General features: G+C 28.7%; 25 protein-coding genes and 1 tRNA gene. 21 read left to right on the top strand and 5 right to left on the bottom strand.

Annotated elements, in window-relative coordinates; genetic code table 11:
• Positions 1 to 29: 29 nt before the first annotated feature.
• The 3 genes from I4V16_RS01365 to I4V16_RS01355 all read left to right on the top strand — a co-directional run bounded on the left by I4V16_RS01365 (position 30) and on the right by I4V16_RS01355 (position 3,205).
• The gene (locus I4V16_RS01365) at positions 30 to 1,391 is read left to right on the top strand and encodes a PTS sugar transporter subunit IIC (RefSeq protein ID WP_099329051.1); all 1,362 of its coding nucleotides are present in this window, start codon (positions 30 to 32) and stop codon (positions 1,389 to 1,391) included.
• Between the two features lie 21 nt (positions 1,392 to 1,412).
• Positions 1,413 to 1,727, top strand: a complete 315-nt coding sequence (locus tag I4V16_RS01360) for a PTS lactose/cellobiose transporter subunit IIA (protein WP_099329050.1) — start codon at positions 1,413 to 1,415, stop codon at positions 1,725 to 1,727.
• A gap of 68 nt (positions 1,728 to 1,795) precedes the next feature.
• Positions 1,796 to 3,205, top strand: coding sequence for a glycoside hydrolase family 1 protein (locus tag I4V16_RS01355; RefSeq protein ID WP_195966379.1), 1,410 nt, complete (start codon positions 1,796 to 1,798; stop codon positions 3,203 to 3,205).
• A gap of 47 nt (positions 3,206 to 3,252) precedes the next feature.
• Here the strand turns inward: I4V16_RS01355 and I4V16_RS01350 are convergent, their stop codons facing one another.
• Positions 3,253 to 4,194 (bottom strand): hypothetical protein, encoded by a 942-nt coding sequence (locus I4V16_RS01350; RefSeq protein ID WP_111937848.1) that lies wholly within the window; start codon positions 4,192 to 4,194, stop codon positions 3,253 to 3,255.
• A 141-nt stretch (positions 4,195 to 4,335) separates the two neighbouring features.
• On the opposite strand from I4V16_RS01350, the gene I4V16_RS01345 reads away from it, so the two are divergent.
• The 4 genes from I4V16_RS01345 to I4V16_RS01330 all read left to right on the top strand — a co-directional run bounded on the left by I4V16_RS01345 (position 4,336) and on the right by I4V16_RS01330 (position 5,921).
• Positions 4,336 to 4,632, top strand: coding sequence for a hypothetical protein (locus tag I4V16_RS01345; RefSeq protein ID WP_049178657.1), 297 nt, complete (start codon positions 4,336 to 4,338; stop codon positions 4,630 to 4,632).
• 59 nt (positions 4,633 to 4,691) lie between these two features.
• On the top strand, positions 4,692 to 5,099 hold the full coding sequence (locus tag I4V16_RS01340) for a PH domain-containing protein (protein ID WP_049178658.1): 408 nt from the start codon (positions 4,692 to 4,694) through the stop codon (positions 5,097 to 5,099).
• 80 nt (positions 5,100 to 5,179) lie between these two features.
• Positions 5,180 to 5,602: a PPC domain-containing DNA-binding protein gene (locus I4V16_RS01335; protein ID WP_099329047.1), complete on the top strand. Its 423-nt coding sequence runs from the start codon at positions 5,180 to 5,182 to the stop codon at positions 5,600 to 5,602.
• An 88-nt stretch (positions 5,603 to 5,690) separates the two neighbouring features.
• Positions 5,691 to 5,921: a hypothetical protein gene (locus I4V16_RS01330; RefSeq protein ID WP_027097917.1), complete on the top strand. Its 231-nt coding sequence runs from the start codon at positions 5,691 to 5,693 to the stop codon at positions 5,919 to 5,921.
• 43 nt (positions 5,922 to 5,964) lie between these two features.
• On the opposite strand, the gene I4V16_RS01325 is transcribed toward I4V16_RS01330, so the two are convergent.
• Positions 5,965 to 6,525, bottom strand: a complete 561-nt coding sequence (locus I4V16_RS01325; RefSeq protein WP_099329046.1) for a hypothetical protein — start codon at positions 6,523 to 6,525, stop codon at positions 5,965 to 5,967.
• A 59-nt stretch (positions 6,526 to 6,584) separates the two neighbouring features.
• Positions 6,585 to 6,863 carry a hypothetical protein gene (locus I4V16_RS01320; protein ID WP_111937850.1) on the bottom strand — a complete coding sequence of 93 codons (279 nt, stop codon included), beginning with the start codon at positions 6,861 to 6,863 and terminating at the stop codon, positions 6,585 to 6,587.
• A gap of 171 nt (positions 6,864 to 7,034) precedes the next feature.
• On the opposite strand from I4V16_RS01320, the gene I4V16_RS01315 reads away from it, so the two are divergent.
• From I4V16_RS01315 to I4V16_RS01270, 10 genes are all read left to right on the top strand, one after another.
• On the top strand, positions 7,035 to 7,265 hold the full coding sequence (locus I4V16_RS01315; protein WP_049178666.1) for a DUF1653 domain-containing protein: 231 nt from the start codon (positions 7,035 to 7,037) through the stop codon (positions 7,263 to 7,265).
• 3 nt (positions 7,266 to 7,268) lie between these two features.
• Positions 7,269 to 7,535: an iron-sulfur cluster biosynthesis family protein gene (locus I4V16_RS01310; RefSeq protein ID WP_049178668.1), complete on the top strand. Its 267-nt coding sequence runs from the start codon at positions 7,269 to 7,271 to the stop codon at positions 7,533 to 7,535.
• A 12-nt stretch (positions 7,536 to 7,547) separates the two neighbouring features.
• The gene (locus I4V16_RS01305) at positions 7,548 to 8,510 is read left to right on the top strand and encodes an aromatic acid exporter family protein (RefSeq protein ID WP_195542279.1); all 963 of its coding nucleotides are present in this window, start codon (positions 7,548 to 7,550) and stop codon (positions 8,508 to 8,510) included.
• Between the two features lie 128 nt (positions 8,511 to 8,638).
• Positions 8,639 to 9,778 carry a hypothetical protein gene (locus I4V16_RS01300; protein WP_099329042.1) on the top strand — a complete coding sequence of 380 codons (1,140 nt, stop codon included), beginning with the start codon at positions 8,639 to 8,641 and terminating at the stop codon, positions 9,776 to 9,778.
• A 39-nt stretch (positions 9,779 to 9,817) separates the two neighbouring features.
• Positions 9,818 to 11,293 carry a hypothetical protein gene (locus I4V16_RS01295; RefSeq protein ID WP_243282778.1) on the top strand — a complete coding sequence of 492 codons (1,476 nt, stop codon included), beginning with the start codon at positions 9,818 to 9,820 and terminating at the stop codon, positions 11,291 to 11,293.
• Entirely contained in the window at positions 11,286 to 12,134 is an 849-nt protein-coding gene (locus I4V16_RS01290; RefSeq protein ID WP_195572704.1) for a diguanylate cyclase, read from the top strand. Before I4V16_RS01295 ends, I4V16_RS01290 begins: the two co-directional genes overlap by 8 nt.
• A complete protein-coding gene (locus I4V16_RS01285; protein ID WP_195966377.1) occupies positions 12,127 to 13,416 on the top strand; it encodes a DUF2334 domain-containing protein in 1,290 nt (429 codons plus the stop codon). The genes I4V16_RS01290 and I4V16_RS01285 overlap by 8 nt, the downstream gene beginning before the upstream one ends.
• Before the next feature lie 14 nt (positions 13,417 to 13,430).
• Positions 13,431 to 14,684, top strand: coding sequence for a glycosyltransferase family 2 protein (locus I4V16_RS01280; RefSeq protein WP_195966375.1), 1,254 nt, complete (start codon positions 13,431 to 13,433; stop codon positions 14,682 to 14,684).
• A gap of 16 nt (positions 14,685 to 14,700) precedes the next feature.
• Complete coding sequence (locus tag I4V16_RS01275) at positions 14,701 to 16,812, top strand: cellulose biosynthesis cyclic di-GMP-binding regulatory protein BcsB (RefSeq protein ID WP_195966373.1); 2,112 nt, start codon at positions 14,701 to 14,703, stop codon at positions 16,810 to 16,812.
• 126 nt (positions 16,813 to 16,938) lie between these two features.
• Positions 16,939 to 17,820 (top strand): DMT family transporter, encoded by an 882-nt coding sequence (locus I4V16_RS01270; RefSeq protein WP_111937855.1) that lies wholly within the window; start codon positions 16,939 to 16,941, stop codon positions 17,818 to 17,820.
• A gap of 797 nt (positions 17,821 to 18,617) precedes the next feature.
• On the opposite strand, the gene I4V16_RS01265 is transcribed toward I4V16_RS01270, so the two are convergent.
• Positions 18,618 to 19,646, bottom strand: coding sequence for a glycoside hydrolase family 18 protein (locus I4V16_RS01265; RefSeq protein ID WP_195966371.1), 1,029 nt, complete (start codon positions 19,644 to 19,646; stop codon positions 18,618 to 18,620).
• A gap of 112 nt (positions 19,647 to 19,758) precedes the next feature.
• Positions 19,759 to 19,834, bottom strand: a tRNA-Met gene (locus I4V16_RS01260).
• Between the two features lie 278 nt (positions 19,835 to 20,112).
• Between I4V16_RS01260 and I4V16_RS01255 the strand changes: the two genes are divergently transcribed.
• The 4 genes from I4V16_RS01255 (at position 20,113) to dapF (ending at position 23,357) form a co-directional block, all read left to right on the top strand.
• Positions 20,113 to 20,322, top strand: coding sequence for a hypothetical protein (locus I4V16_RS01255; protein ID WP_195966369.1), 210 nt, complete (start codon positions 20,113 to 20,115; stop codon positions 20,320 to 20,322).
• 200 nt (positions 20,323 to 20,522) lie between these two features.
• Positions 20,523 to 21,329, top strand: coding sequence for a hypothetical protein (locus I4V16_RS01250; RefSeq protein WP_195963225.1), 807 nt, complete (start codon positions 20,523 to 20,525; stop codon positions 21,327 to 21,329).
• A 62-nt stretch (positions 21,330 to 21,391) separates the two neighbouring features.
• Positions 21,392 to 22,300, top strand: coding sequence for a ribonuclease Z (locus I4V16_RS01245; RefSeq protein WP_195963226.1), 909 nt, complete (start codon positions 21,392 to 21,394; stop codon positions 22,298 to 22,300).
• Positions 22,301 to 22,517: 217 nt separating this feature from the next.
• On the top strand, positions 22,518 to 23,357 hold the full coding sequence (dapF, locus tag I4V16_RS01235) for a diaminopimelate epimerase (protein ID WP_195966367.1): 840 nt from the start codon (positions 22,518 to 22,520) through the stop codon (positions 23,355 to 23,357).
• The last annotated feature ends 33 nt before the right edge of the window (positions 23,358 to 23,390 follow it).

Here is a 23,390-nt window from a genome sequence, read left to right as displayed (position 1 = left end):
ATATAAATAATATTTAAGGAGGAAAAGAAATGAGTTTTATGGACAAGTTCCAAGCAGGAATTGAAAAAGCTCTTGTACCAATCGCTACAAAACTAAATGCACAAAGACATATTTGTGCGGTAAGAGATGCATTTATTTTAACATTCCCTCTTACCATGGCAGGATCCCTGATGATATTACTTAACTTTGTTTTGTTATCACCAGACGGATTTATTGCTAAGATATTTAAGCTAGGAGAAATATTCCCTAATTTAGCTGATTATCAAGCAATATTTAGTCCAGTATTAAAGGGGTCAGTAGACATACTAGCTGTATTAATTGTATTCCTAGTAGCTAGAAACCTTGCAAGATTAATGAAAGCTGATGACTTATTAACAGGATTAACTGCTATATCAGTATTCTTTATAATCTACCCAAATTATGTTTCTATAGAAGGCGCTAACCACTTAGCAACAAAATATATGGGTGCACAAGGTTTATTCGTAGCTATTATAGTAGGTTTACTTGTTGGTGAATTAATGTCTAGATTATCAAAAACAAGCAAATTAGAAATTAAAATGCCACCACAAGTTCCACCAGCAGTAGCAAGAACTTTTAAAGTTTTACTACCTATTATGATTGTAACAATTTCCTTTGCTATTATCAACTTTATTATTATGAAAATTGCTCCAGGTGGGGTACATGAAATTGTATATGATGTTCTTCAAGGACCTTTAACTAAACTTGGAAATAATGTTGGTTCAGTTGTTGTATTTGCTTTAGTATCACAATTACTATGGGTTATGGGAATTCATGGACCAAATACAGTTGCAGCAGTTAGAGATACTATGTTTGCAGAAGCAAATAATGCAAACTTAGCATATGTTGCAGAACATGGTACTTCATGGGGAGCTCCATTCCCAGTAACTTGGGGAGGATTGAATGATGCCTTTGCAAACTATGGAGGATCAGGATGTACTCTAGGTTTAATTATAGCTATATTTTTATTTAGTAAGGCACAAGATCAAAGAGGTATTGCAAAATTATCTTTAGCTCCAGGATTATTCAATATAAATGAATCTATAATCTTTGGTTTACCAATAGTATTAAATCCAATATATATAATTCCATTTATTATTACTCCAGTTGTAAACGTATTACTGGGTTATATGTTTGTCGTCGTACTGGAAATAATGCCACCGGTAGCATATGGTGTGCCTTGGACAACTCCAGGACCATTAATACCATTCTTAGGAACAGGTGGTTCAAATATAATGTCACTTGTATGTGGATTTATATGTTTAGCTGTTAGTACTTTAATTTATGCTCCATTCGTTATAGCTGCTAGTAAATCTGCTCTAAAGCAAGCTGAAGAAGAAGGTAAGCTAGAACCAAAAATGGCAAACGTATAGAGTAGAAGCAGGAGAAGAGTAATGGAAGGATTAGAACTTATATCATTTGAAATAATAAGTAATGTAGGAATGTCAAAGTCATTATCTATAGAGGCAATTAGAGAAGCTAGAAAAGGCAGTTATGAGAATGCTGATGAAAATTTGAAAAGAGCTAGTCAGTATTTAACTGAGGGCCATCATGCACATGCATCATTAATTCAGCAAGAAGCAGCAGGAGAAAAGGTGGATTTTTCACTAATACTAATGCATGCAGAAGATCAAATGATGAGTGCAGAAATTATAAGAAGTTTAGCAGAAGAAATGATAGAAATGTATAAGGATTTAAAGAAAGCTTAATTAAAAGGGTAGCCTGATTTATAATATTAGGCTACCTGTCATTTTAGTAGAAGATATGGAGGATATAAATGAAATATAAGTTTAATGATGGATTTTATTGGGGAACTGCTATTTCAGCGCTTCAAACGGAAGGAACCCATGAAGGTGATGGGAAAAGTGATACTACTTTTGATGTATGGTTTAAGAAGGAACCAGAAAGATTTTTTGGTGGAGAGGGAAATAAAGTAGCAGTAGATTTTTATCATATGTATGATGAAGATATAAAGATGATGAAAAAAATGAATCATAACTCCTTTAGGTTTTCTATAGCATGGTCAAGGTTAATACCAAACGGAGATGGAATAGTTAATGAAAAAGCAGTTAAATATTATAATGATCTAATTAATAAGCTATTAAGTAATGGAATAGAACCTTTTGTTTGCTTGTTTCATTTTGATATGCCATGGATTATGCAAGAAAAAGGTGGCTGGGAGTCCCTAGAAGTTGTTAATAAATATAAAGAGTATGCTGAAATCGCTTTTAGATTGTTTGGAGATAGAGTAAAGAAGTGGTTTACTCATAATGAACCTATAGTACCTATAGAAGGTTCATATATTTATGGATTTCATTATCCAATAATAAAAGATTTAAAAAGAGGTGTGAAAGCTACATACTATACTATATTGTCTAGTGCTAAAGCTGTAGAAGTATTCAAAAGACTTAGAAGAGATGGAGTTTTAAAAAGTGATAGTACTATTGGAACAATATTAAGTATGTCACCAGTATATCCTAGAGATTATAATAATAAGGAAGATGTTAAGGCATCAGAGATTTGCAAACTATTCTTTACAAATAGCTTCCTTGATCCTATGGTAAAGGGAGAATTTAATAGGGAATTAGTAGAATTACTAAAAAAATATAATTTATTAGAAGAGTTTTATACACAAGAAGAATTGGAGCTAATAAAAAATAACACCATAGAAACTTTAGGATTCAATTACTATTTTCCAAGAAGGGTAAAGGCTAAAGAACATATAAGTGGAGGAGAAGTAGAAACTCCTGAATATTTCTTTGATCATTATGAAATGCCTAATAGAATCTTTAACAAGGACAGGAGATGGGAAATTTATCCTAAGGGTATTTATGATATTTTAATAATGTTAAGGGATGAATATGATAATATTCCAGTATATATTTCAGAAAATGGAATTGGAAGATATAAAGGTGATATTGAGGATATGGATGATACAGGTTTTATTCATGATGATGCTAGAATTGAATTTCTAAAGGAACATTTAAAGTGGATTTGGAAGGCTCAAAATGAAGGCTCAAATGTTTATGGATATCACATGTGGTCACTTATGGATAACTGGTCTATGTCTAATGCTTTCAAGAACAAGTATGGATTTGTATATGTAGATAGAGAAAATGGATTGAAGAGATCATTGAAAAAAAGTGGATATTGGTATGGGGATGTTAGTAAAAATAATGGTTTTTAAAATAAAGATACTAGGTTTTATATAAATCTAGTATCTTTATTTGTATTTTAATAAGTTATTTCTTCAGTATTGATTTTGTAATTATCTTCTTTATAAGTTTTTGAGAAAATTGATATTGCAGAAATTACTGTGAATAAATAGCTTATACCTAAGTCTTTTAAGAAAGCACTTTTTATTTCAGCAACTTGTAGCAATGCTGGAACGTCTGATAAACAATCAAGTAAAGAAGCCCCTATATCTTTAAATTCTGAATATAATGAAATTCCAAGAGAAAGGTAATTTGCAAGGAAAACCATAATTATTATAATAACTGAAGTTATTACAACCCCTGAAATGTTAATCCTACCTCCAAACTTCTTATATCCACCTATACAACAAAATACAAGTAGTATTGCACATAGTACAGAGATATATCCTAAATAGTTTACAAACATCCATGCTGCAACACCTATTAAAGAACCAAGCAAGCCACCAATTATTCCTAGAGGAATGTTGTTTGGAAGATCTTTTATAGATTCTTGTTTATAAGCAATATCAGCATGTACATTATTTTTGCAGTTATCACAGCATAGTACTAGTGTGCCATCAATTGCAAAGGGAGAAATACTAACAACTTCCCCACATAAACCACAACAGCTTGAAAGGTTGTTAAATGATAGTTCATGAGTAATTTTACTTAGTATCTCAAGAAATTCATCTGCAAAAAGGTCATTTTTCTTTTTAGGTGTATAACTAACAATAATGTTTGAGTTAGAGTAAAGTGCATCATTTATTTTGTCATAATCAATTTTTAAGTTATCTAAGAAGAATAATAACTTCATCTTTGTGTAACTCTCTGAAAGCTTTACTGGCAATACAAGTATATAGGTATTATTGCTAGCAGATATAGTAAAACTATAGCCCTCTACAGAACCAATAACAGCCTTTTTGTTATCCAAAGGATTAAGAGTTATTTTGTCCATTAGATTATTAAGAAATTTATCTTTCATATTTACCCCCAAAATAATAATATTACATTACAATTATATAGCAATATAAAGATTAATTTCCAATAAATGAGATAAATTTAATGTTGATATAAGGTTATCTTAAGGATATAATGATTTATCATAAAGCAATAGGAGAAGAAAATGGAGAAAGTAAAGTTTACTTTAAATGAAATAATTACTATAGTAATGGCTATGATAGAGCAAATTGAGGTGTATGAGATCTCAGGAATAGATGAAGAGATATATTTACCTAAGCCTATAGAAGATAAAATGAATTTATTAGGTGAAAATGAAATAGAAGAGTTTTATAATAATATAAATTCCATAGTTAATGAAGTAAGAGATTTAAAAAGTGGAGAACTAAATATGCTAAACAATTTAAGAAGTGAAATCTCATATATTGCCAATGAATATTTAGAAGATTATATTATAAATTAGTATAGGTTTACAGAAAAATATGATATTATTATATTAATAAATGATTTGGAGGGAATGAAATGGGTATTTATGATAAGCTAGTTGGTAATGCTACTATGGGAGCAGATTTAAAATATGTTAATGATCATATTTTAGATGGAGAGGAAATATTAGCTTCATTTCAATTTATAAGAGATTCTATAATTCTAACTAACTTAGGATTATATTTAGTTGATGTACAAGGTGTAACTGGTAAAAAAGTAGAGGTTAAATTTTTCCCAGCGAAGAATATAAAAAGTGTTACTTATGAAACAGCAGGTGATTTTGATCTTGATGTTGATGTTAAAATTGGTGTTGATGGAAATACAGTAATGGCTACAAGTGGAGCTTTTTATAGTGCGCCTATTTCTTTTAAGGTGCCTAAAAAGCAAGCAAATGAAGCTAAAGAAATAATTAAATTAGTAAAACAAAATTATTTATGTAAGTAAAAATTAGAATCCTTTACCGTAATAGGCAGAGGATTCTTTTGTATATCTACAACTTTATATCTAGAAAGGGAATGATTATAATGATTTATAAAGTATTTGGAGACACAATTGTAATGAGATTAGAAAAGGGAGAAGAAATAATTTCTGCAATTACGGAATTATGCAAAGAAAAAGCTATAAGTGCAGGTTCTGTATCAGCTATAGGTGCAGTAGATAATGTGATTTTAGGCTTGTATAAAGTAAAGGAAAAGAAATATTATTCTAGTGAGTATAAAGAGGAAATGGAGATGACAAGCCTTACAGGTAATATATCAGTAAAGGATAATGAACCTTATTTACACTTCCATGCAAACTTTGGTAGAGAAGATGGAAGCGTAGTTGGTGGTCATTTAAATAAAGCTGTAATTAGTGCTACTTGTGAAATAATCATACATAGAATAAATGGAGTTATTGGTAGAAAATTTGATGATGAAATAGGATTGAATGTAATAGAGTTTAATTAGAAGGTATGTAAAGAGCAAAAATTAAGAACCTTTAAAGTAAAAATGAATAAGATAAAATATGATTTAAATAATTTATGGGGGGATTAGTATGAATCCTTATGAACTAATAGTAAAGGTTCAACAAAGAATGCAGCAAGATCCTGCTTTCGCACAAAAATTTGCTCAACTTACTCAAGATTTAAATAACATACCTGGACTTCAACAGGAAGTTATGAGAATAATGCAATTAGATGAAAAGAAGAGAAAAAAGGCCTTGGATAAGTTACCTGATAATGTAAAGAGAACAGTAAAGGAAATGTTCGATCTTTTAAATAATTAATTTAAATAAAAATCACAGAGGATTATGCTCTGTGATTTTTATTTTATTTTTTTAATTCTTGTACACCTGAAACTGAAGCATCTCCATCTAATTTAAATGTGTCTTTAGCTTCTTGGTTTTGGAAGTATATGTTTCCTTGTACCTTTGTATTAGATATTTTAAAGTTCTTTCCTTGAACGTATATATCTCCAACAAAAGTACCACGTTTTAATTCAACGTCGTCAGCTGCAATTGTTAATCTAGGTGCAGTTAGAGTATATTCTTTAACTACCTTTTGATTTTCGTCAGTTGCATAAAGTGAAATGTTACGTCCTACTTTTCCTTCAGGAGTAGCTGTAAGTTTTGAAACAACTATGTCCTTATCAGTTTTGATATCGTTTTGAGGTATAACAATCCAAGGACCCTTTTCATTTAAGGCTTCTATTAAAGTAATTTCATCAGTAACCTTAGATGGTGAAGTTATTGTATCTGGACTTTCTGTACCTGTTGAGTCTGCTGGATTTTGAGAAGTAGCTGGTGGATTTTCAGTAGTTGTATCTTTACCACATCCAATAAAGAATGTAGATCCAATAAGAACTGCTGCTAATATTTTTCCGTATTTCATTGTTCATTCCTCCTTATGTAGAATTCAAATCTAGTATGTGGAGAAATATATATAATTATTTATAGTAAACCAAGTTTATATTTGCTAAATGCAATTCTTGCTGTTTCTATCATATCGTTCCAAGATCCAAACTTAGTATTTTTTTGTACATAGGTGTTAAACTCATCAATATCAATATTTTTTAAATCTTCTTCTGTTGTAATGTCAAAATTACTAGAGTTAAAAAAATCGTCTATAGAGTCAAATTTACTAAACTTACTCATGAAATCATCAGATAAGATGATTTTGTATAAATCTATGTCTTCACTAAAGTCGTTATCACTACTGGATAATGTCATATCTTTCACCTCCTATATTAATGATACCATTAAACAAGAATAGATAAATACTATAAAGTAAATATTAATAAAATTTTAAAAATTATAAATACTAGAATCATAATTAAATAAAGAAGAAAAAGTATTTAATTATATGCAAAAGTTTGTATAATTGTATTTGAGGTGAAGGAAATGAATAAAATAGTACCTGGTATCTACAGACACTTTAAGGGAAATGAATATGAAGTAATTGATATAGCAGAGCATACAGAAACTGGTGAAATGTTTGTTGTATATAAGGCTCTATATGGAGAGTTTAGAACTTTTGTAAGACCTTTAGATATGTTTGCAAGTGAAGTAGACCATGACAAATATCCAGAAGTTAAACAAAAATATAGATTTGAATATGTAAGGGAGAATTAAAATATGAATATAACATTTGATGAAAAAACTAAAAAAGCTTTAGAAGATATAATAAAAAATAGTAGTGAAAATTACATAAGAATAAAGGTTTTTAGAGGGTGTGGAAGACCTGCATATGAAATTTATCCAAGTTATAAAGGTGAAGAGGATATGTTAGCAGAAATTAATGATATTCCTTTTGTATATAATAAAGAGGATCAAAAAATGGTGGATGGAATAGAAATAAAGTATGATAAAGAAACTTATATAAATGGGTTTTATATAAAATAGGGGAAAAGTTTTATGAAGAAAACACTATACTCTAATACAGTGAAAATTGTACTATCAGCTACAATTTCAATTATCATAGCTACAAAGTTAGGCTTAGAATTTAGTGTTACTGCAGGAATCATATCAATATTAAGCATACAAAGTACTAGGGTAGAATCTATATTAGTTGCAATAAAAAGATTTATTGCAGTATCTATAGCAATATTATTATCTTATTTCTTATATTTACTTCTTGGTACTAATCCAATAGTTTTTGGACTATTTCTTTTAATATTTGTTCCAATAACAAAAAGATTTTCATTGCAAGAGGGGATGGTAGTTGGGTCTGTTTTATCTACCCATCTATTAGTTAGTAATCCCATAGATATTTATTGGATAATAAATGAGTTTGGATTAACCTTAATTGGTATAGGAGTAGCTCTTATATTTAATTTATTTACTGAGTCTTTAGAGCATAAGTTTGAAGAGAATAAGTTAAATATTGAAGAGGGATATAGAAAAATACTTTATTCCATGGGGGAAACTTTAATTACTCATGCTGTACCAATAGATGAACAGAGGGTTTTAGAAGAGATAGAAGAAAATATTGCTGCCACAAAAGCATTAGCTTTAGAGATAAATAATAACTATCTTTTTAAGGAAAAGACACAATTTATTAAGTATATAGATATGAGAATTATGCAGATGGACACAATGAAAAGAATGAAGAAGCATTTTCAAAGGTTTTATATGAAGTATGAGCAAACTAAAATGCTTTCAGACTTAACTAAAGAGGTAGCAAATAATTTATCTGAAGAAAATGACTGCCTTGAGTTAATTAATAAGGTTAATTTTTTAAGGGATGTATATAAACAAATGGATTTACCAAAGAGCAGAGATGAATTTGAGAATAGAGCATTATTATTTCAATTCCTAAATGATTTAGAGGAGTTCTTGCAAATTAAAAGGGATTATTACCTATTAATGCAGAGATAACTACTTTAGTATAGTATTTTTATGGCTAGTTTTTACCATAATCGATATAAGTTTACAAAATATAGAAGAATGATGTAAAATAAGACTTAATATGATAAAAATATTATGGGGTAAAAGGGGATGAGATAATGCCAATTAATACTATGGATTTATTAGGAGTTACCTTTAATGAAGAAATAATAGGTAATATGATAGTGGGTTTAATCAATAATTCTAATAATTTCAAAAATGCATTCGGTAAACATATACTGGAGGTACCTAATATAGCTAACTTTGAAGTAGAAGCTTATACTAAAAATGCTACATCAAGAGGGATACCAGATATTATTGTAATTGCTGAAAATGCAGATGAAATTATTATATCTGTTATTGAGGAGAAATTAAAAGCAAATGAAGGTCATAATCAAACCTTTATTTATACTGAAGAAGTAGCTAAAGAGGAGCTTATTCAAGGATATAATAATGAAAAGAAGGTTAAATTTCAATGTATCTATTTAACATTGATTGAGGACGAGCTTAAGGAAGATGATAGGTATATTAATAAAACTTTTAAGGATTTAATAAATGATGTATGGGTAGAAATAGAAGATGAAGGATTAAATAGGCTATATAAAGACTTTGGAGCTAATATGATTAGATATTATAGCATTAAAGACCTTCCTGCTAACACACAGTCTATAAATATCCTGCTTGATAGTAATGAAAAGGAAAGGATGTTTATACACTTTAGGACAATGATGCTTTCATTAGATTACCCAGATAATTTATCTGTAAGGTTCTTTGGAAAAGGATCAGGTAGAGATGAACTAAGCTTTATATCTAAGCTTGTAAAGAATAGGTGGATAGGAGAAGAAGCAAAGTGGGAATATGGATTGTATGAAGTTGGAGAAGAAACTTATGAAATTCATATTGAAGCAGAATTCCATGTTACTAATGAGAAATTGGTATTATATGTACATTATGAGCCTAATCCATATATTACAAGATATAAACTTAAGAATGTTGCAAATAGTAAAAATGTTAATGAGTTTGAAAAAAGAAGAAATTTAGTATTAAAAGTTGTACATAATGAGATTGATAAACTAGGGGACCCTCATATTAAAAAGTATGAAGGTACAAATAGCATAGCCTATACTGAATTCTATTTTAAACAAGATACAACCATTGGTGATTTTAAGGAAGTATTTATGAAATATGTATATATGCTATCTAATATTATTGATAAATCTTTAGATATTGTTGATGATAATAGGGCAAATATAAAATAAGACATAATTAAACAACTAAAGATAATTAGGTGATTACAAATGATAAAAATAATTAGAAAAGCTTTATTTCCTTTGAGGCAGAGGATAAGTCCGCAATTATTAACATTTTTTCTGATATTAATTATTGGAGGCAGTACACTTTTTATTAGACCTATAATTGGTGTTGCTGACAATGGAGATTATTTTAGAATAATGAGCAAAAACGATTTATATCATTTGCCAATAGAAGAAAAGGATAAAATTCTTGGATATTTTAATAAGGATTATGGCATTTATGAGTATAATAATGAATCAGAAACTTTATTAGTATCTACTCAATCATTTTTTATACAACTTGCTTTAGGAATAAATAAAATATTCTATAGTAATAAAATATTTGATATAAGATTTTTAGGGGGATTACTACTCTTTATACACTCCATAGGGGGATATTTATTAGTAAAAGTATTTACATCATATTTAAGTAAAGAAAGATTAAAATATTTAATTTCTTTATTATATGTTGTGATATTTTGTGATACTGGATATATATCCTACTTCAATTCTTTCTATGGAGAAGGAGTGGTAGTCCCTACGTTTTTATTAAGTATAGGAATAATCCTATATATTATAAGATTTAATAAAATAAACCTGTTAAATCTTATTTTGTTTTCATGTATTGCTTTCTTGTTTTTTGGGGCTAAACAACAATTAGCACCTATTGGTATATTAATAGCAATACTTATTTTAAGGGTAGCATTTTCTACTAAAGATAAAATCCTAAGAGCAGGTTCTATAGTATTATCCATAATATTTGTAGTATCTGCATTGTTTTTTTATAAATCTATAAAAGGAGATTTTGATTTTATAAATAGATTTCATGCTATGAATAGAGGAATATTATTATATGAAAATGATCCTGAAAAAATATTAGAGTACTTTGGAATAGAGGGGAGTTATTCCTTATTAGGGGGGGAAATATTCTATGAGGAAACACCATCAATTTCTCCATATGATGAAAGGTTATTGGAAAATTTCTATAATAAATACTCTGTTGGATCAATAATAAAATATTATGTAACTCACCCATCTGCTTTGAAAAAAGTATTAGATATGGGCTTTAGTAAGGCTTATGAAATAAGACCAGAGGCAATGGGAAACTTTGAAAAGATAGAAGGTAAAGAATTTGGAGCAAAGAGTAATTTCTTTGTATTATGGAGTACATTAAAGAAGTTTATAATGCCTAAAGGACTTTTATTTGCAATATTGTATTCAGGAGTATATTTTCTTTATTCCTTTAAAAGATACCAAAATGCTTTTAATAACAAGGATAAGAAATCAATTCTTATTGAAGATTGTTTTATATATGTGTATTTGGCTGGATTATCTCAAATATTCACATCTGTAATAGGAGCAGGAGATGCAGATTTATCAAAGCATGTATTTCTATTTAATTTAACCTTTGATTTGATGTTGATAAATTTTATTATACAAATGATAAATAATAGTGAAAGGAAGTTAACTAAGGATGAATGAGTATAAAGCAAATAACAAAATAGATATATGTATAAGCTTACTTATTGCATATTTTTTAATATTATCCATTTCTTTTAGTTACTTAAACTTAGGTTCTGACATTGAGAATTATATAATGGTTACACTTGTAATGATTGTAGCCTTGGCAAGTTATTATTTAAATAGAACTTTTGTTTTAGTAATAATCTTAATAATAGACTTTGTCTATACCTCATATAACTTTTTTATTTCAGTGGTTTCTGATGTGAAAATAGGAGAAGGAGTTTTTTTCTGGATAGTTATAATCCCTGTAACTGCTTTTATTGTATCTTTCTTATCAGAAGAAATTAATAATCTTGAAAATAGTTATACAAAGATAATCTCATATAATGAAAAGTTTATAAAGGTAGATGTATCAACTGGTTTAAGAAATATAAGTGCTTTTATGGAAGAAATGCCTGTATATATTAAACTTTATAAAAGATATAACGTTCATGTAAGTTTAATACTTGTGAGAATTAAGTATGGAAATAGGATTTTAAAAATTGTAGGAAAAGAATATTTTAATAAGGTTTTAGTTAAGTGTTCAGAGGAATTAAGTGATTCCTTAAGGTTTGAAGATAGAAAATATATTGTAGATGATGATACATTTGCTTTTATTATAATTTCAGATAAGGATGGAGCTAGTATTGTAAAAAATAGATTGAAAAAATCTATAGGTGAATTAAAGATGGGAAAAGAGACCCTATATAATGATTTAAATATAGAAGTTCAAATAGGTTCTTACACTATAAATGAATCAATAAATGACGCCATGGAATTCATTGAAAGAGCAGAGAAGGAATTAGAGTACGATGTTTAAAAAAAGGAGCTTAGTATTTCTTTTATGTATAATGCTATTTATGACTTTTTCTGTTAGAACTATAAAAGCAGATAGTGAAAATAAGTATTTCCTTATTATATTTGATAGCTATAAGGAGTTTACAGCTAATGAAAATTTGTTAAATAAATTGGTAAGAGTTATGTTAACAAGTGGCTCTGACTTAAAAATAAAGAAGTGGGATGAATATACAAATGAAGATGTAGCTAATGCCTCAGGGGTTGTAGTTTTAGCTATTGAAGATGAGCTAAATAATAAGATTAATAGTATAAAAGAAAGTAATTCAAATGTAGTTACATTTAATAAAAGTAATTTAGATATGCTACATAGTGGTAATGAGCTTGCTTTAAAAAGATATATAGAGAGGGAATTTAATATAGATAATTCTAAAAAAGGTACTTATCTTGTTTTGAAAAATGTTTATCCCTATGATAATTTAGAAGACTTGATTAAAAAAGTGAAGTATCTAAATGAAAGAGGAGTTAACTTTATTGTAGATGTTATGCCAGTGTTTAATAATCAAAATTTTGAATCTATGAAAAGGTATACTGAAGCCTTAAGATATTGTGCTACAAATGGAGGAACAATATTTCTATCATCACCATACATATATCAGTCTCAATATATTGAGGATAGTGAACTTATTAATAAAATGACCTTAGCATATGAAGGACTTGTTAATTATTGGCTATATCCAGTGGGACTTACAGTGCCAAATGAGTGGATATATAGTTATGAAAAAGAAAACTTTATACATAAAAGTAATACAATTATACTTTGGAATAATAGTGATATAGGAAATTTAAATATAAGAAGTCTTAATATTAAAGGAATAAAAAATGTTCTTGTGGAAGAGGACTGGAAAAAACTAGATAAGGAATATTACCATGGAGTAGCTCTAGCCATTGATGGAAACACAAAAAATGATTTGTTCAAAAAAACAGTAGAAGGAATATTATCATCAGGAATGTTTTTTTCAAATCCTACTAAAATAATGGATATGGATATTTCTTTTGGTAACTATAAAATTGAGGGGAATTATAAAGGGACATTTCTAAATGGTAAAAGTGTATATATTGAAAGGTTTATATCTAATAAAGAATATAGTAAGGCCTTTGTAAATGAAGAAACAGAAGAAAAAAATAAGGTGAGTTTAAGTGCCTTCAATAAAGGAGTATTTACTATTACATTATTAGCAATATGTATTTTTATAATTTTCTTTTTTAATAGTAGAAGAATTGATAAAAAGAAGTATTTCAAGTAGGTGGGAAGAGTAATATGAATGTTTTTGACTATCTTTTATTATACTCCCTAGGGACCATATGGATTGTTATAACTGTAAATATTGTCCTAGTAATTGGAGGGTATATTTACTATACAAAAACAAATGACAAGAAAATGAAAGAGGAACTTGAGCATTATCCATTTGTAAGTATTATGGTACCTGCACATAATGAAGGAATTGTAATAGAGAAGACTGCAGTATCATTGCTAAATTTAGATTATCCAGAGGATAGATATGAAGTCATAATTATAAATGATAATTCATCTGATAATTCAGCTGAAATATTAGAAAATGTAAAGAATAGGTATACAAATAGAAATTTTATTGTAATAAATACAGATAATATAACAGGTGGTAAGGGAAAATCTAATGCATTAAATATTGCCTTAGACTTAAGTAAGGGGGAATACTTAGCAATATATGATGCTGATAATACACCAGAGTCTAAAGCATTAAAATACCTAGTTCAAACCATAGAAGAGGATAAACAATTAGGTGCTGTTATTGGGAAGTTTAGATGTAGAAATAAGAAAGTAAATATGCTAACAGCTTTTATAAATATTGAAACCTTAGCTTTCCAGTGGATGTCACAGGCTGGAAGATGGCAGTTCTTTAATTTATGTACCATTCCTGGCACAAACTTTATTATAAGAAGGTCTTTAATAGAAGAAATGGGTGGATGGGACACAAAAGCAGTTACAGAAGATACTGAAATAAGTTTTAGATTATATAGAATGGGGTATAAAATTAAATTTATGCCGCTTGCTGTAACCTGGGAGCAAGAACCTCAAACCTTAAAGGTTTGGTTTAAGCAAAGGACAAGATGGGCAAAAGGAAACATATATGTGGTTTTAAAGAATGTTAAGTATATTTTTGCAAGGGATTCAGGAGCAACACGCTTTGATATTGCTTATTATGTTATGGTATATTTCTTCTTTTTAAGTGCAAATATTATTTCGGATTTATTATTTATTTTATCCATGATGGAGCTTATTACATTAAATATTGAGGGATATGGTATTACACTATGGATTATGGCAGTATCTGTTTTTATATTATCATTGCTTGTGTGTATATCTACAGAAAAAGGAGAATTAACTTTAAAGAATTTCTTTACTATAGCCATAATGTATTTTACATATTGTAAGCTTTGGGGGATAGTAGCTGGATTTGGTTTTTATAGTTTTATAAAGGACACAATTTTAAAGCAAGAGGTTAAATGGTATAAAACTGAAAGGTTTGAATAAGGACTAGGAGGTACTAATGAAGAAGAAGATAAAAGAACTTTTAAAGGTAATTAGTTTGATTTTAGTTGTAAGTTTTATTATACCAGTAAATATTGCTACAGCTTTTCCTAAAAAGAGTTATACATATACAAATGAAACTTATACAAATAAGATTGAGTTAAATAGTAATATTTCCTTTGATGGAGTATTTGATAGTTATAGATGGATTTTTAATTCTAATAGTAAAGAAGGAACTGAAAGAGCAACTTTAAACTTAGAGATAGAAGTAACAGATGTATTAAGTGATAAAATAAAAAGCTATTTAACATTTTCACTTAATGGGTCTCAATTTTACTCTATGGAGATAAAAAAGAAAAATGGAGAGCCACAAGCTCTTACTGTAAATTTACCTAGTTATTTATTAAAAGAGGGATCTAATGAAGTTAAAGTAGAGGGATATTTAAGAATTAGCAGTGAATCCTGCACTGATGATTATAATACTGCAAACTGGCTAGTTTTAAGGGGAAAATCCAATATAGAATTAGTAGAAAAGGCTAAAATATATGGAAATGAAATTATGGAATTCCCATATGGATTATCAGAAAGCTATGATTCTAATAATAAGATAATAATTCCTGATAAATATACAGATGGTGAACTATCATCTGCTCTAAAATTCCAAACTCTTTTAGGAGAGATTAATGGTAGTGGGGAAATTGTAAAATGGAGTGATAAGGGGGACTTATCTAAAAGTAATGTTATATTTATAGGTTCAAAATTAGAAGGAGAAAGTAGCCTCTCAATAATAAATAATGATATAAAAGATTTAGAATTAGATAAGGAAGCTTATATAGGAGTAAATAATTCACCTTTTTCTACAAGAAGTGATTTAAAGCTAATTTCTATAATTTCTAATAGTGAAAGTGAATTAGAAAGTGCTATTAAGTTTTTGATGAAAAAGGATATATATGGTCAAGTTTCATCAAGTTCAATTTTTGTGAATAGTAAGCTGAATTTAGATAAAGAGATAAAGCCACTTAGTTCGATAATTACCCTAGAAGAATTAGGGGTAAGTGAAATGAAGGTAGAAGGACTTTTCAGAAAAGAAGTTAAGATTGGATATGCCTTACCTAAGAATAGAAAGTTATCTCCAGGAGATAAGCTTGAATTAAATCTAAGATACTCTGAAAATCTCGATTTTGATAGGTCTTTATTTACTGTATATATAAATAATACTCCAATAGGTAGTAAAAAGTTAGAGAGGGAAAAAGCTAATAATGATAATATATCAATAGTTATTCCTAAAGATGTTTTAAATACGTCCTATGTAGAAGTAAAATTAGCCTATGATTTAAATTTAAAAGATGTAGATTGTAAGAAGAATCAGTATGAACAACCATGGGCATTAGTAACTGGAGATTCATATATACAAATTAATAGTAGAAACACAAATGAATTTTATTTTAATAATTATCCTACGCCATTTGTTCAGGATTGGGATATAAATGATACATTGTTTATTATTCCAGATAACCTTCCATCTAAGGATTTAACTGCTTTAGGAAATATGGCTAACCTTATGGGAAAAAGTATGAGATACAATCTTGGTAAAATAGGAGCCTTAAGTATAGGTAATTTAAAGGATGAACATAAGGATAATAATATTATAGTTTATGGTACGCCTAATAATAATAAGCTTATAAAGGATCTAAATAATTCATTATGGTTTAAGTATGATAAAGATTGGAGTAAATTCTTATCTAATGAAAAATTATATTTAATGGATGACTACGCTAAAAACATTGCAACCTTTCAGTTAGATTACTCTAGCTACAGTAGTGGAAAGTTTATGTTAGTTCTAACATCTCCAAATGAAGAACTATTAACTAAAAGCTTGGTGTATCTAGGAAAAGAAACAGAGGTATATAAGTTGCATGGAGATGGAGCAGTTGTTGATATAGATGGTAATGTAAGAAGTTTTAAGTATAAAGAGTCAGAAGATGCACCTATGTATGAACAAATAAAAGGATTAGAAGATGGAGAAAAAACATTATTGATTATATTAGGATTAATCTTTATCTTTATAATTGTAGCTGTAGTATTGTATTTGAATAAGAATAGAGATACTTTAAAAGGTAAGAAAAAGTAAATAGAAATATGAAAAAGTACTTGGATTTTTCCAAGTGCTTTTTTACTTTTAGTATGGTGCAGTGACTAATAAATAAGTATAATGTATATTGAATTTTAATTTGAAAAGTCATATGAGGAGGAACAGATGAATTTTAATAATTTAAGTGATAGAACAAAAGGAATAATATTCATAATACTATCAGCCTTTGGCTTTGCTATGATGTCTGCCTTTGTTAAGTTAGCCGGGGATTTACCATCCTTCCAAAAAACTTTCTTTAGAAATCTAGTATCTGCAATAGTTGCTTTAATTTTAATTCTAAAACATAAGGAAAGTTTGTTTGGGAAAAAAGAAAACCAAAAGACTTTAATAATGAGATCAACCTTTGGTACATTAGGAATAGTGCTAAATTATTATGCTATAGATAGACTTATTCTATCAGATGCTAATATGTTAAATAAATTAAGTCCATTCTTTGTAATAATATTTTCTGCTTTGTTTTTAAAAGAGAAGATTAATTTTAAACAGGGATTAGCTTTAGTTATAGCTTTCTCAGGAGCTTTATTCATTATAAAACCAAGTTTTAATTTTGAAATGATTCCTGCTTTAGCTGGTATAGGTGGAGCAATTTTTGCAGCAGCAGCTTACACTTGCCTTAGAGTCTTAGGAGGCAAAGAAAAACATTATACAATAGTATTTTATTTTTCTGCCTTTTCATTAGTGGCAATATTCCCATTTATGATGGCAGTATATAAATCTATGACAATGACTCAGCTTATATATTTATTATTAGCTGGTGTCTTTGCAAGCGTTGGACAGTTTGGAATAACCTTAGCATATAAATATGCTCCTGCTAAAGAGATTTCTATTTTTGATTATTCAAATATAATTTTCTCAGCATTAATTAGTTTTGTTATCTTTGGAGCATTACCAGATTACTTAAGTGTTATTGGATATCTAATAATATTTGGAGCATCGTTGTTTATGTTTTTATATAATAAGAAACTAGATAAGAAGGTAAGAAGGTAAGAAGGTAAGGAGAGGCAAGGTAAAAAGATAAGAAGAGTTAATCAGGATAATCGGGATAAGAAGGATAAGAGAGAGACAAGGTACAAGGTAAGAGAGTTAAAAGGGGGAATGAGATGAGGAGGAAACTTTGCTGGCACTAGAGTTTCTTAAGTGAATCTCCAAAATATATTTTGGGTAGATGAACTTATGCAATCCCTTAGGATTGTATTCTAAGATAAAAGAGTTAAAAGAGAGAATAAGGATAATAAAGATAAGGAGGTAAGAAGGTAAGGAGAGTTAATTGAGATGCCTGAATATTTTTTCTCTTCTTGCCATCTCAGATCTCTAAATCATTTCTTACTGTCTAGGAAAGTATAAAATTTCAATTAGCTATAAATCAAAGGTCTTATTACATTTTCATATTAAAAAATATAAAATAAAGGATAGTAATTTTATAATTTCCTTACCTTTAGTACGCGTGGGGTGGATATTTGTTTTGATGTGACTTGGAGATTGCGACGGAACAAGCAAAATAAATATCCACCCCACCTTTTTTATAAATTATATATGCAAAAATAAATATTGTTTTAAATATATAAAGAAATAAATATATAAATATATAGTAAACATGCGGGGTTGAAAGGACTTTTTAAAATAAATTCTAAAAATGAATATATTGAAGAAACAACAAATCTTATTGGAAGTTTTAAATTTTAATAAGAAAAGGAGCTGTCTCAATAGGGAAAATTTATTATCTATTGAGACAGCTCTTTTACCTTAATTTTCTTATCTTAGTTATCTATATTATCTTGATTATCCTATTTAAGTCCTTCATGAATTGCATTTAATAGTTTACCAGTTTTATCAGCATCATAAAGCCAGAACATAATTCCTCTTAAATTATTATCCTTAACATATTTTGATTTATGAGAAATAGATTCCTCATCATCATAGGATATAAAATTATCACCATTAAATAGGTAAGGGGCTTTTGCTTCATCATCCCAATATCTTGTATAACCATTTTTATTAATATAATCTCTATCTAAATCAGTAAAGTCTTGAGATATATTACCTGTTGATTGAGCCATTTGAAGATATCCATTGTTTACATTAGGAACTCCTGTCCAAGATCTAGAGTAGAAGGCAGAACCTATTAATAATTTTTCTGATGGTACTCCAGCATCCTTGAATAGTTTAACTGAATTCATAATACTGCTTGGGAATATATCTCCTGATGTTGGACCAAGGTTAGTGTGATGGCCAGTTAATATTTGAAAACCACCTCTAAAATCATAAGTCATAAGCATAACGTAATCTAAGTACTTTTGAGCTTTTTTCATATTAGTGAATTTAATAAAATATTCATCAGCACCTGCTGCTATAGTTAACAGATAGTGTTTGTTATCTTTCTTTCCCTCTTGGTCTAAAGCTTCCCTTAAATCTTTTAATAGAAGAGTGAAGTTCTCTTTATCTTTAGGGCTAGATGTAATTCCAGAGATTGATGAAGTAGGATATTCCCAATCTATATCAATACCATCTAACTTATGTTCTTTCATAAATCTTATAGCTTCTTCATTGAAAAATTTTCTACTTTCTTTTGTCATAGCAGCTTCAGAGAAACCACCATTTCCCCATCCACCTAGAGAAATAAGAAATTTAATTTCAGGATTATATTTTCTTATTCTTTCTAATTCATTAAAGTTCTTTAATTTAGTATAAATTTTTCCTTCAGAATCGATTTTACCAAAGGCTAAGTTAACATGAGTAAGTTTCTTAGCATCTTCTTCAGTAATTGTTTCTAGTCCACCATCTCTCATATAAGCTATTACATATCTTTTCTTCATATTGAATCCTCTCCCCATTTATAGAATACGTAATTATTATAACAGTTATGGAGAATAATAGGTATTTATAAATGAAAAAAGAACTTCTAGTTATTCTAGAAGTTCTTTTATATGGTTGCGGGAGCAGGACTTGAACCTACGACCTTTGGGTTATGAGCCCAACGAGCTACCAACTGCTCCATCCCGCGTTATTAAGTATGTTTTTATATTAAGGTAATTATTTAAGTTAGTCAAATACAGGATTGCCTAGATATATTCAGCATATAAGAGGAAAGTGTGAGTTTTATATATGAGATGGTTTAAAAACATATATTAGCAAGAAAAATATATGGATTGACCTTTAAGAGATACAAATTTGTTAGAAAAGTATAATTTACATAGAAAAATAATTGTTAAATATTTACAATTATGTATACTAGTGCGATAATAATTCATATAAGAAAGGGAAAAAGGGGTAGAATAAGGGATGAGTTCATATTATGTTAGTAATAAAGTTGACTTAAATGGTATGCATATAGTTCATGAAGAGGGATGCAAGAATATGCCTCAAGAATTAAATATAACTTATATGGGGGAGTATTATAGCGATATTGAAGCAGTAGAAGCCTGCAAAAAGAACTATTATCATAATAGTGATGGATGTTATAAATGCTGTCCTGATGCAAACTTTAGATAGAAAAAAGAACTAAAACCAAAGAAAATAATTTTATAATTTCCTTACATTCAGTGGGGGAGGAGAGGATGTTTGTTTTTCGGTGACTTGGAGCTTGCGACGGAACGCGAAAAATAAATATCCTCTCCAAATTTCTTGGCTATTATTATATTATGTGGTAGAATTTATATTAAACAAAATATGAGATAAAGGGGCGTTTGCTTTTGAATTGGATAAATAAACTAGATAGAAAATTTGGAAGACATTATATTCATAATTTAATGGGAATAATTATAGCTGGTAGTGCAGCCTTATTTATAATAGATTATGTTTTAAAGACAAATATAAGAAGTATGCTTTATTTAGAACCAGCTTTAGTATTACAAGGTCAAATATGGAGACTTGTAACATTTGTTTTTGTAATGAATCCAGGAAGTATAGTATTTGCAGTTTTTGCTTTCTACTTTTATTATATAGCTGGGAACGCTTTAGAATATGAGTGGGGCGGGTTTAAATTTAATCTTTATTATTTGGTAGGTATGATATCAGCAATTGTTATATCTTTTATAACAATGAATTCTGTTACTGCTGATATAATAAATTTATCTTTATTTTTAGCTTATGCTAAGCTATATCCTAATGCAGAATTTTTACTATTTTTCATTTTGCCTATTAAAGCAAAGTATTTAGGATATTTTAACTGGGCAATAATAATATTAGGAGTTTTACAAAGCATTATTAATTTTAGCATACAAGGAATTTTAATTAATCTAGTTCCTGTTATTAATTACCTTTTATTCTTTGGAGCAAGTAATTATAGGGAAAAGAAAATGAGAAATAGTTCTGTTATAAGAATGAAGGACTATAAGAGAAAAATTAATTCTGTTAAAAAGTCATATACTCATAAGTGCACTGTTTGTGGCATTACTGATGTAGATGATCCAGATATAGAATTTAGATATTGTAGTAGATGTAATGGAAAGCACGCTTATTGTGAAAAGCATATTTTAGATCATGAACATATAAAATAATCTAAGGGGCAGCAAGTAAATGCTGTCCTTTTTAATTTTTTTTATTCGTTAGGAGGGATAAAATGGTTGATTTATGTTTCTTGGGAACACTAGGAAATATACCTTTACCTAATAGGCATTTAGCAGCTTTAATGGTTGCTTATAATGGAAGAAAGATATTAGTTGATTGTGGTGAAGGAACACAAGTAGCTATTAGGGAAGGTGGTTTAGGCTTTAAGAATATTGATTGTATATGTATAACACATGTACATGGTGATCATATAATAGGACTTCCAGGGTTATTATCTACCATGGGAAATAGTGATAGAAGAGAGAAGGTAAAGATAATAGGTCCTGTAGGATTAAAGAAAGTAGTAGATGGATTAAATATTATTAACCCTTATTTACCCTATGAATTAGAGGTAGTTGAGGTGGCTACAGAAGAAATAGTGCTAAGTGATGAAATTATTATTTCTTCATTAGAATTAGAGCATTCAACTAATTGCGTTGGATACAGCTTCTATTTTAAGAGAAGAAGAAAGTTTGATAGGGAAAAGGCAGAAGGAAATAATGTTCCTAAAATTTTATGGTCAAAGCTTCAGAAGAATGAAGAGGAAATTGAATATGAGGGTAATATATATACAAAGGAAATGGTGTTAGGTGATGAGAGAAGGGGAATAAAATTATCCTATATTACAGACACAAGGCCTATAAAAGAAATACCTAAATTTATTAAAGAGAGTGATCTGTTTATTTGTGAAGGGAACTATGGGGATGATAATGATTTGGATAAAGCTTTAAAAAATAAGCATATGACTTTTAGAGAAAGTGCAACACTTGCAAAGTTAGGGGAATGTATGGAACTTAAAATAACTCATTTTAGTCCATCACTTCCAAATCCTGAGGATTTTATACATAATGCTAAAGAGGTTTTTGAAAATTCATCTATTGCTTATGATGGTGAATTAAAGACAATTAGTTATAGAGAATAATAAAGGCGTAATTCTGTTTAGAATTACGCCTTTATTAAATTTATATATAAAAAGAAAAGTAGAAGATAATAGATAGAGCAAAATCTTTACTAATTCAATATAATATCATAACGGAGGAAGAATTTCATAGGCTTATAGAGAAGCATGCTATGAACAAAAGAGTAACTCCTAGAGAGGTGGTAGATAAAATTATTGAAAGATATGGGGTATAGATATTATGAAATTTACAAAGATGCATGGTATAGGAAATGATTATATATATTTTAATTGCTTTGAAGAGACAATCAAAAATCCAAGGGAATTATCAATTAAGTTAAGTGATAGGCACTTTGGAGTTGGTGGAGATGGCATTGTACTTATATTACCATCAAATAGAGCTGATTTTAGAATGAGAATGTTTAATGCTGATGGATCAGAAGGAAAGATGTGTGGTAACGCATCAAGATGCGTTGGGAAATATCTATATGAGAAGGGGCTAACTAAAAAAAGAAGTATTAAACTAGAAACCCTATCAGGAATTAAGATATTAGATTTAAATGTAGTAAATGAAAAAGTAGTATCTGTAAAAGTAAATATGGGAAAACCTATTTTAGTGGCAAAAAATATTCCAGTTATATCAGATAAAGAAGAGGTTATAGATAGAGAGTTAATTATTAATAAAGAGAAATATAATATTACATGCATATCAATGGGAAATCCTCATTGTGTAGTATTTATGGATAATATTCATGAATTAGATTTAGAAAAATTAGGACCATACTTTGAGAAAAATGAAATTTTTCCAGATAGAATTAATACAGAATTTGTGGAAATTATTAATAGAAATTATATAAAAATGAGGGTTTGGGAAAGAGGAAGTGGTGAAACTCTTGCTTGTGGTACAGGGGCTTGTGCTTCTGTTGTAGCTTCTGTTATAAACGGATATTGTAAGAGGGATAGTGATATAAAGGTTGAGCTTTTAGGTGGAGAATTAATTATAAATTATACTTCACAGGGAGATGTATATATGGAAGGTCCTGCAAAATTTGTGTACGAAGGAATGATAGAGAATGAGTAAGAAGTATATTTTTTGCAGAAAGGGCTTTAGGTT

This window comes from Clostridium sp. 1001283B150210_160208_E6, from assembly GCF_015669365.1.
Lineage (GTDB): Bacteria > Bacillota > Clostridia > Clostridiales > Clostridiaceae > Clostridium > Clostridium paraputrificum.
The sequence above is the reverse complement of the archived record's forward strand: the minus strand, read 5'-3'. Positions and strand labels throughout refer to the sequence as shown.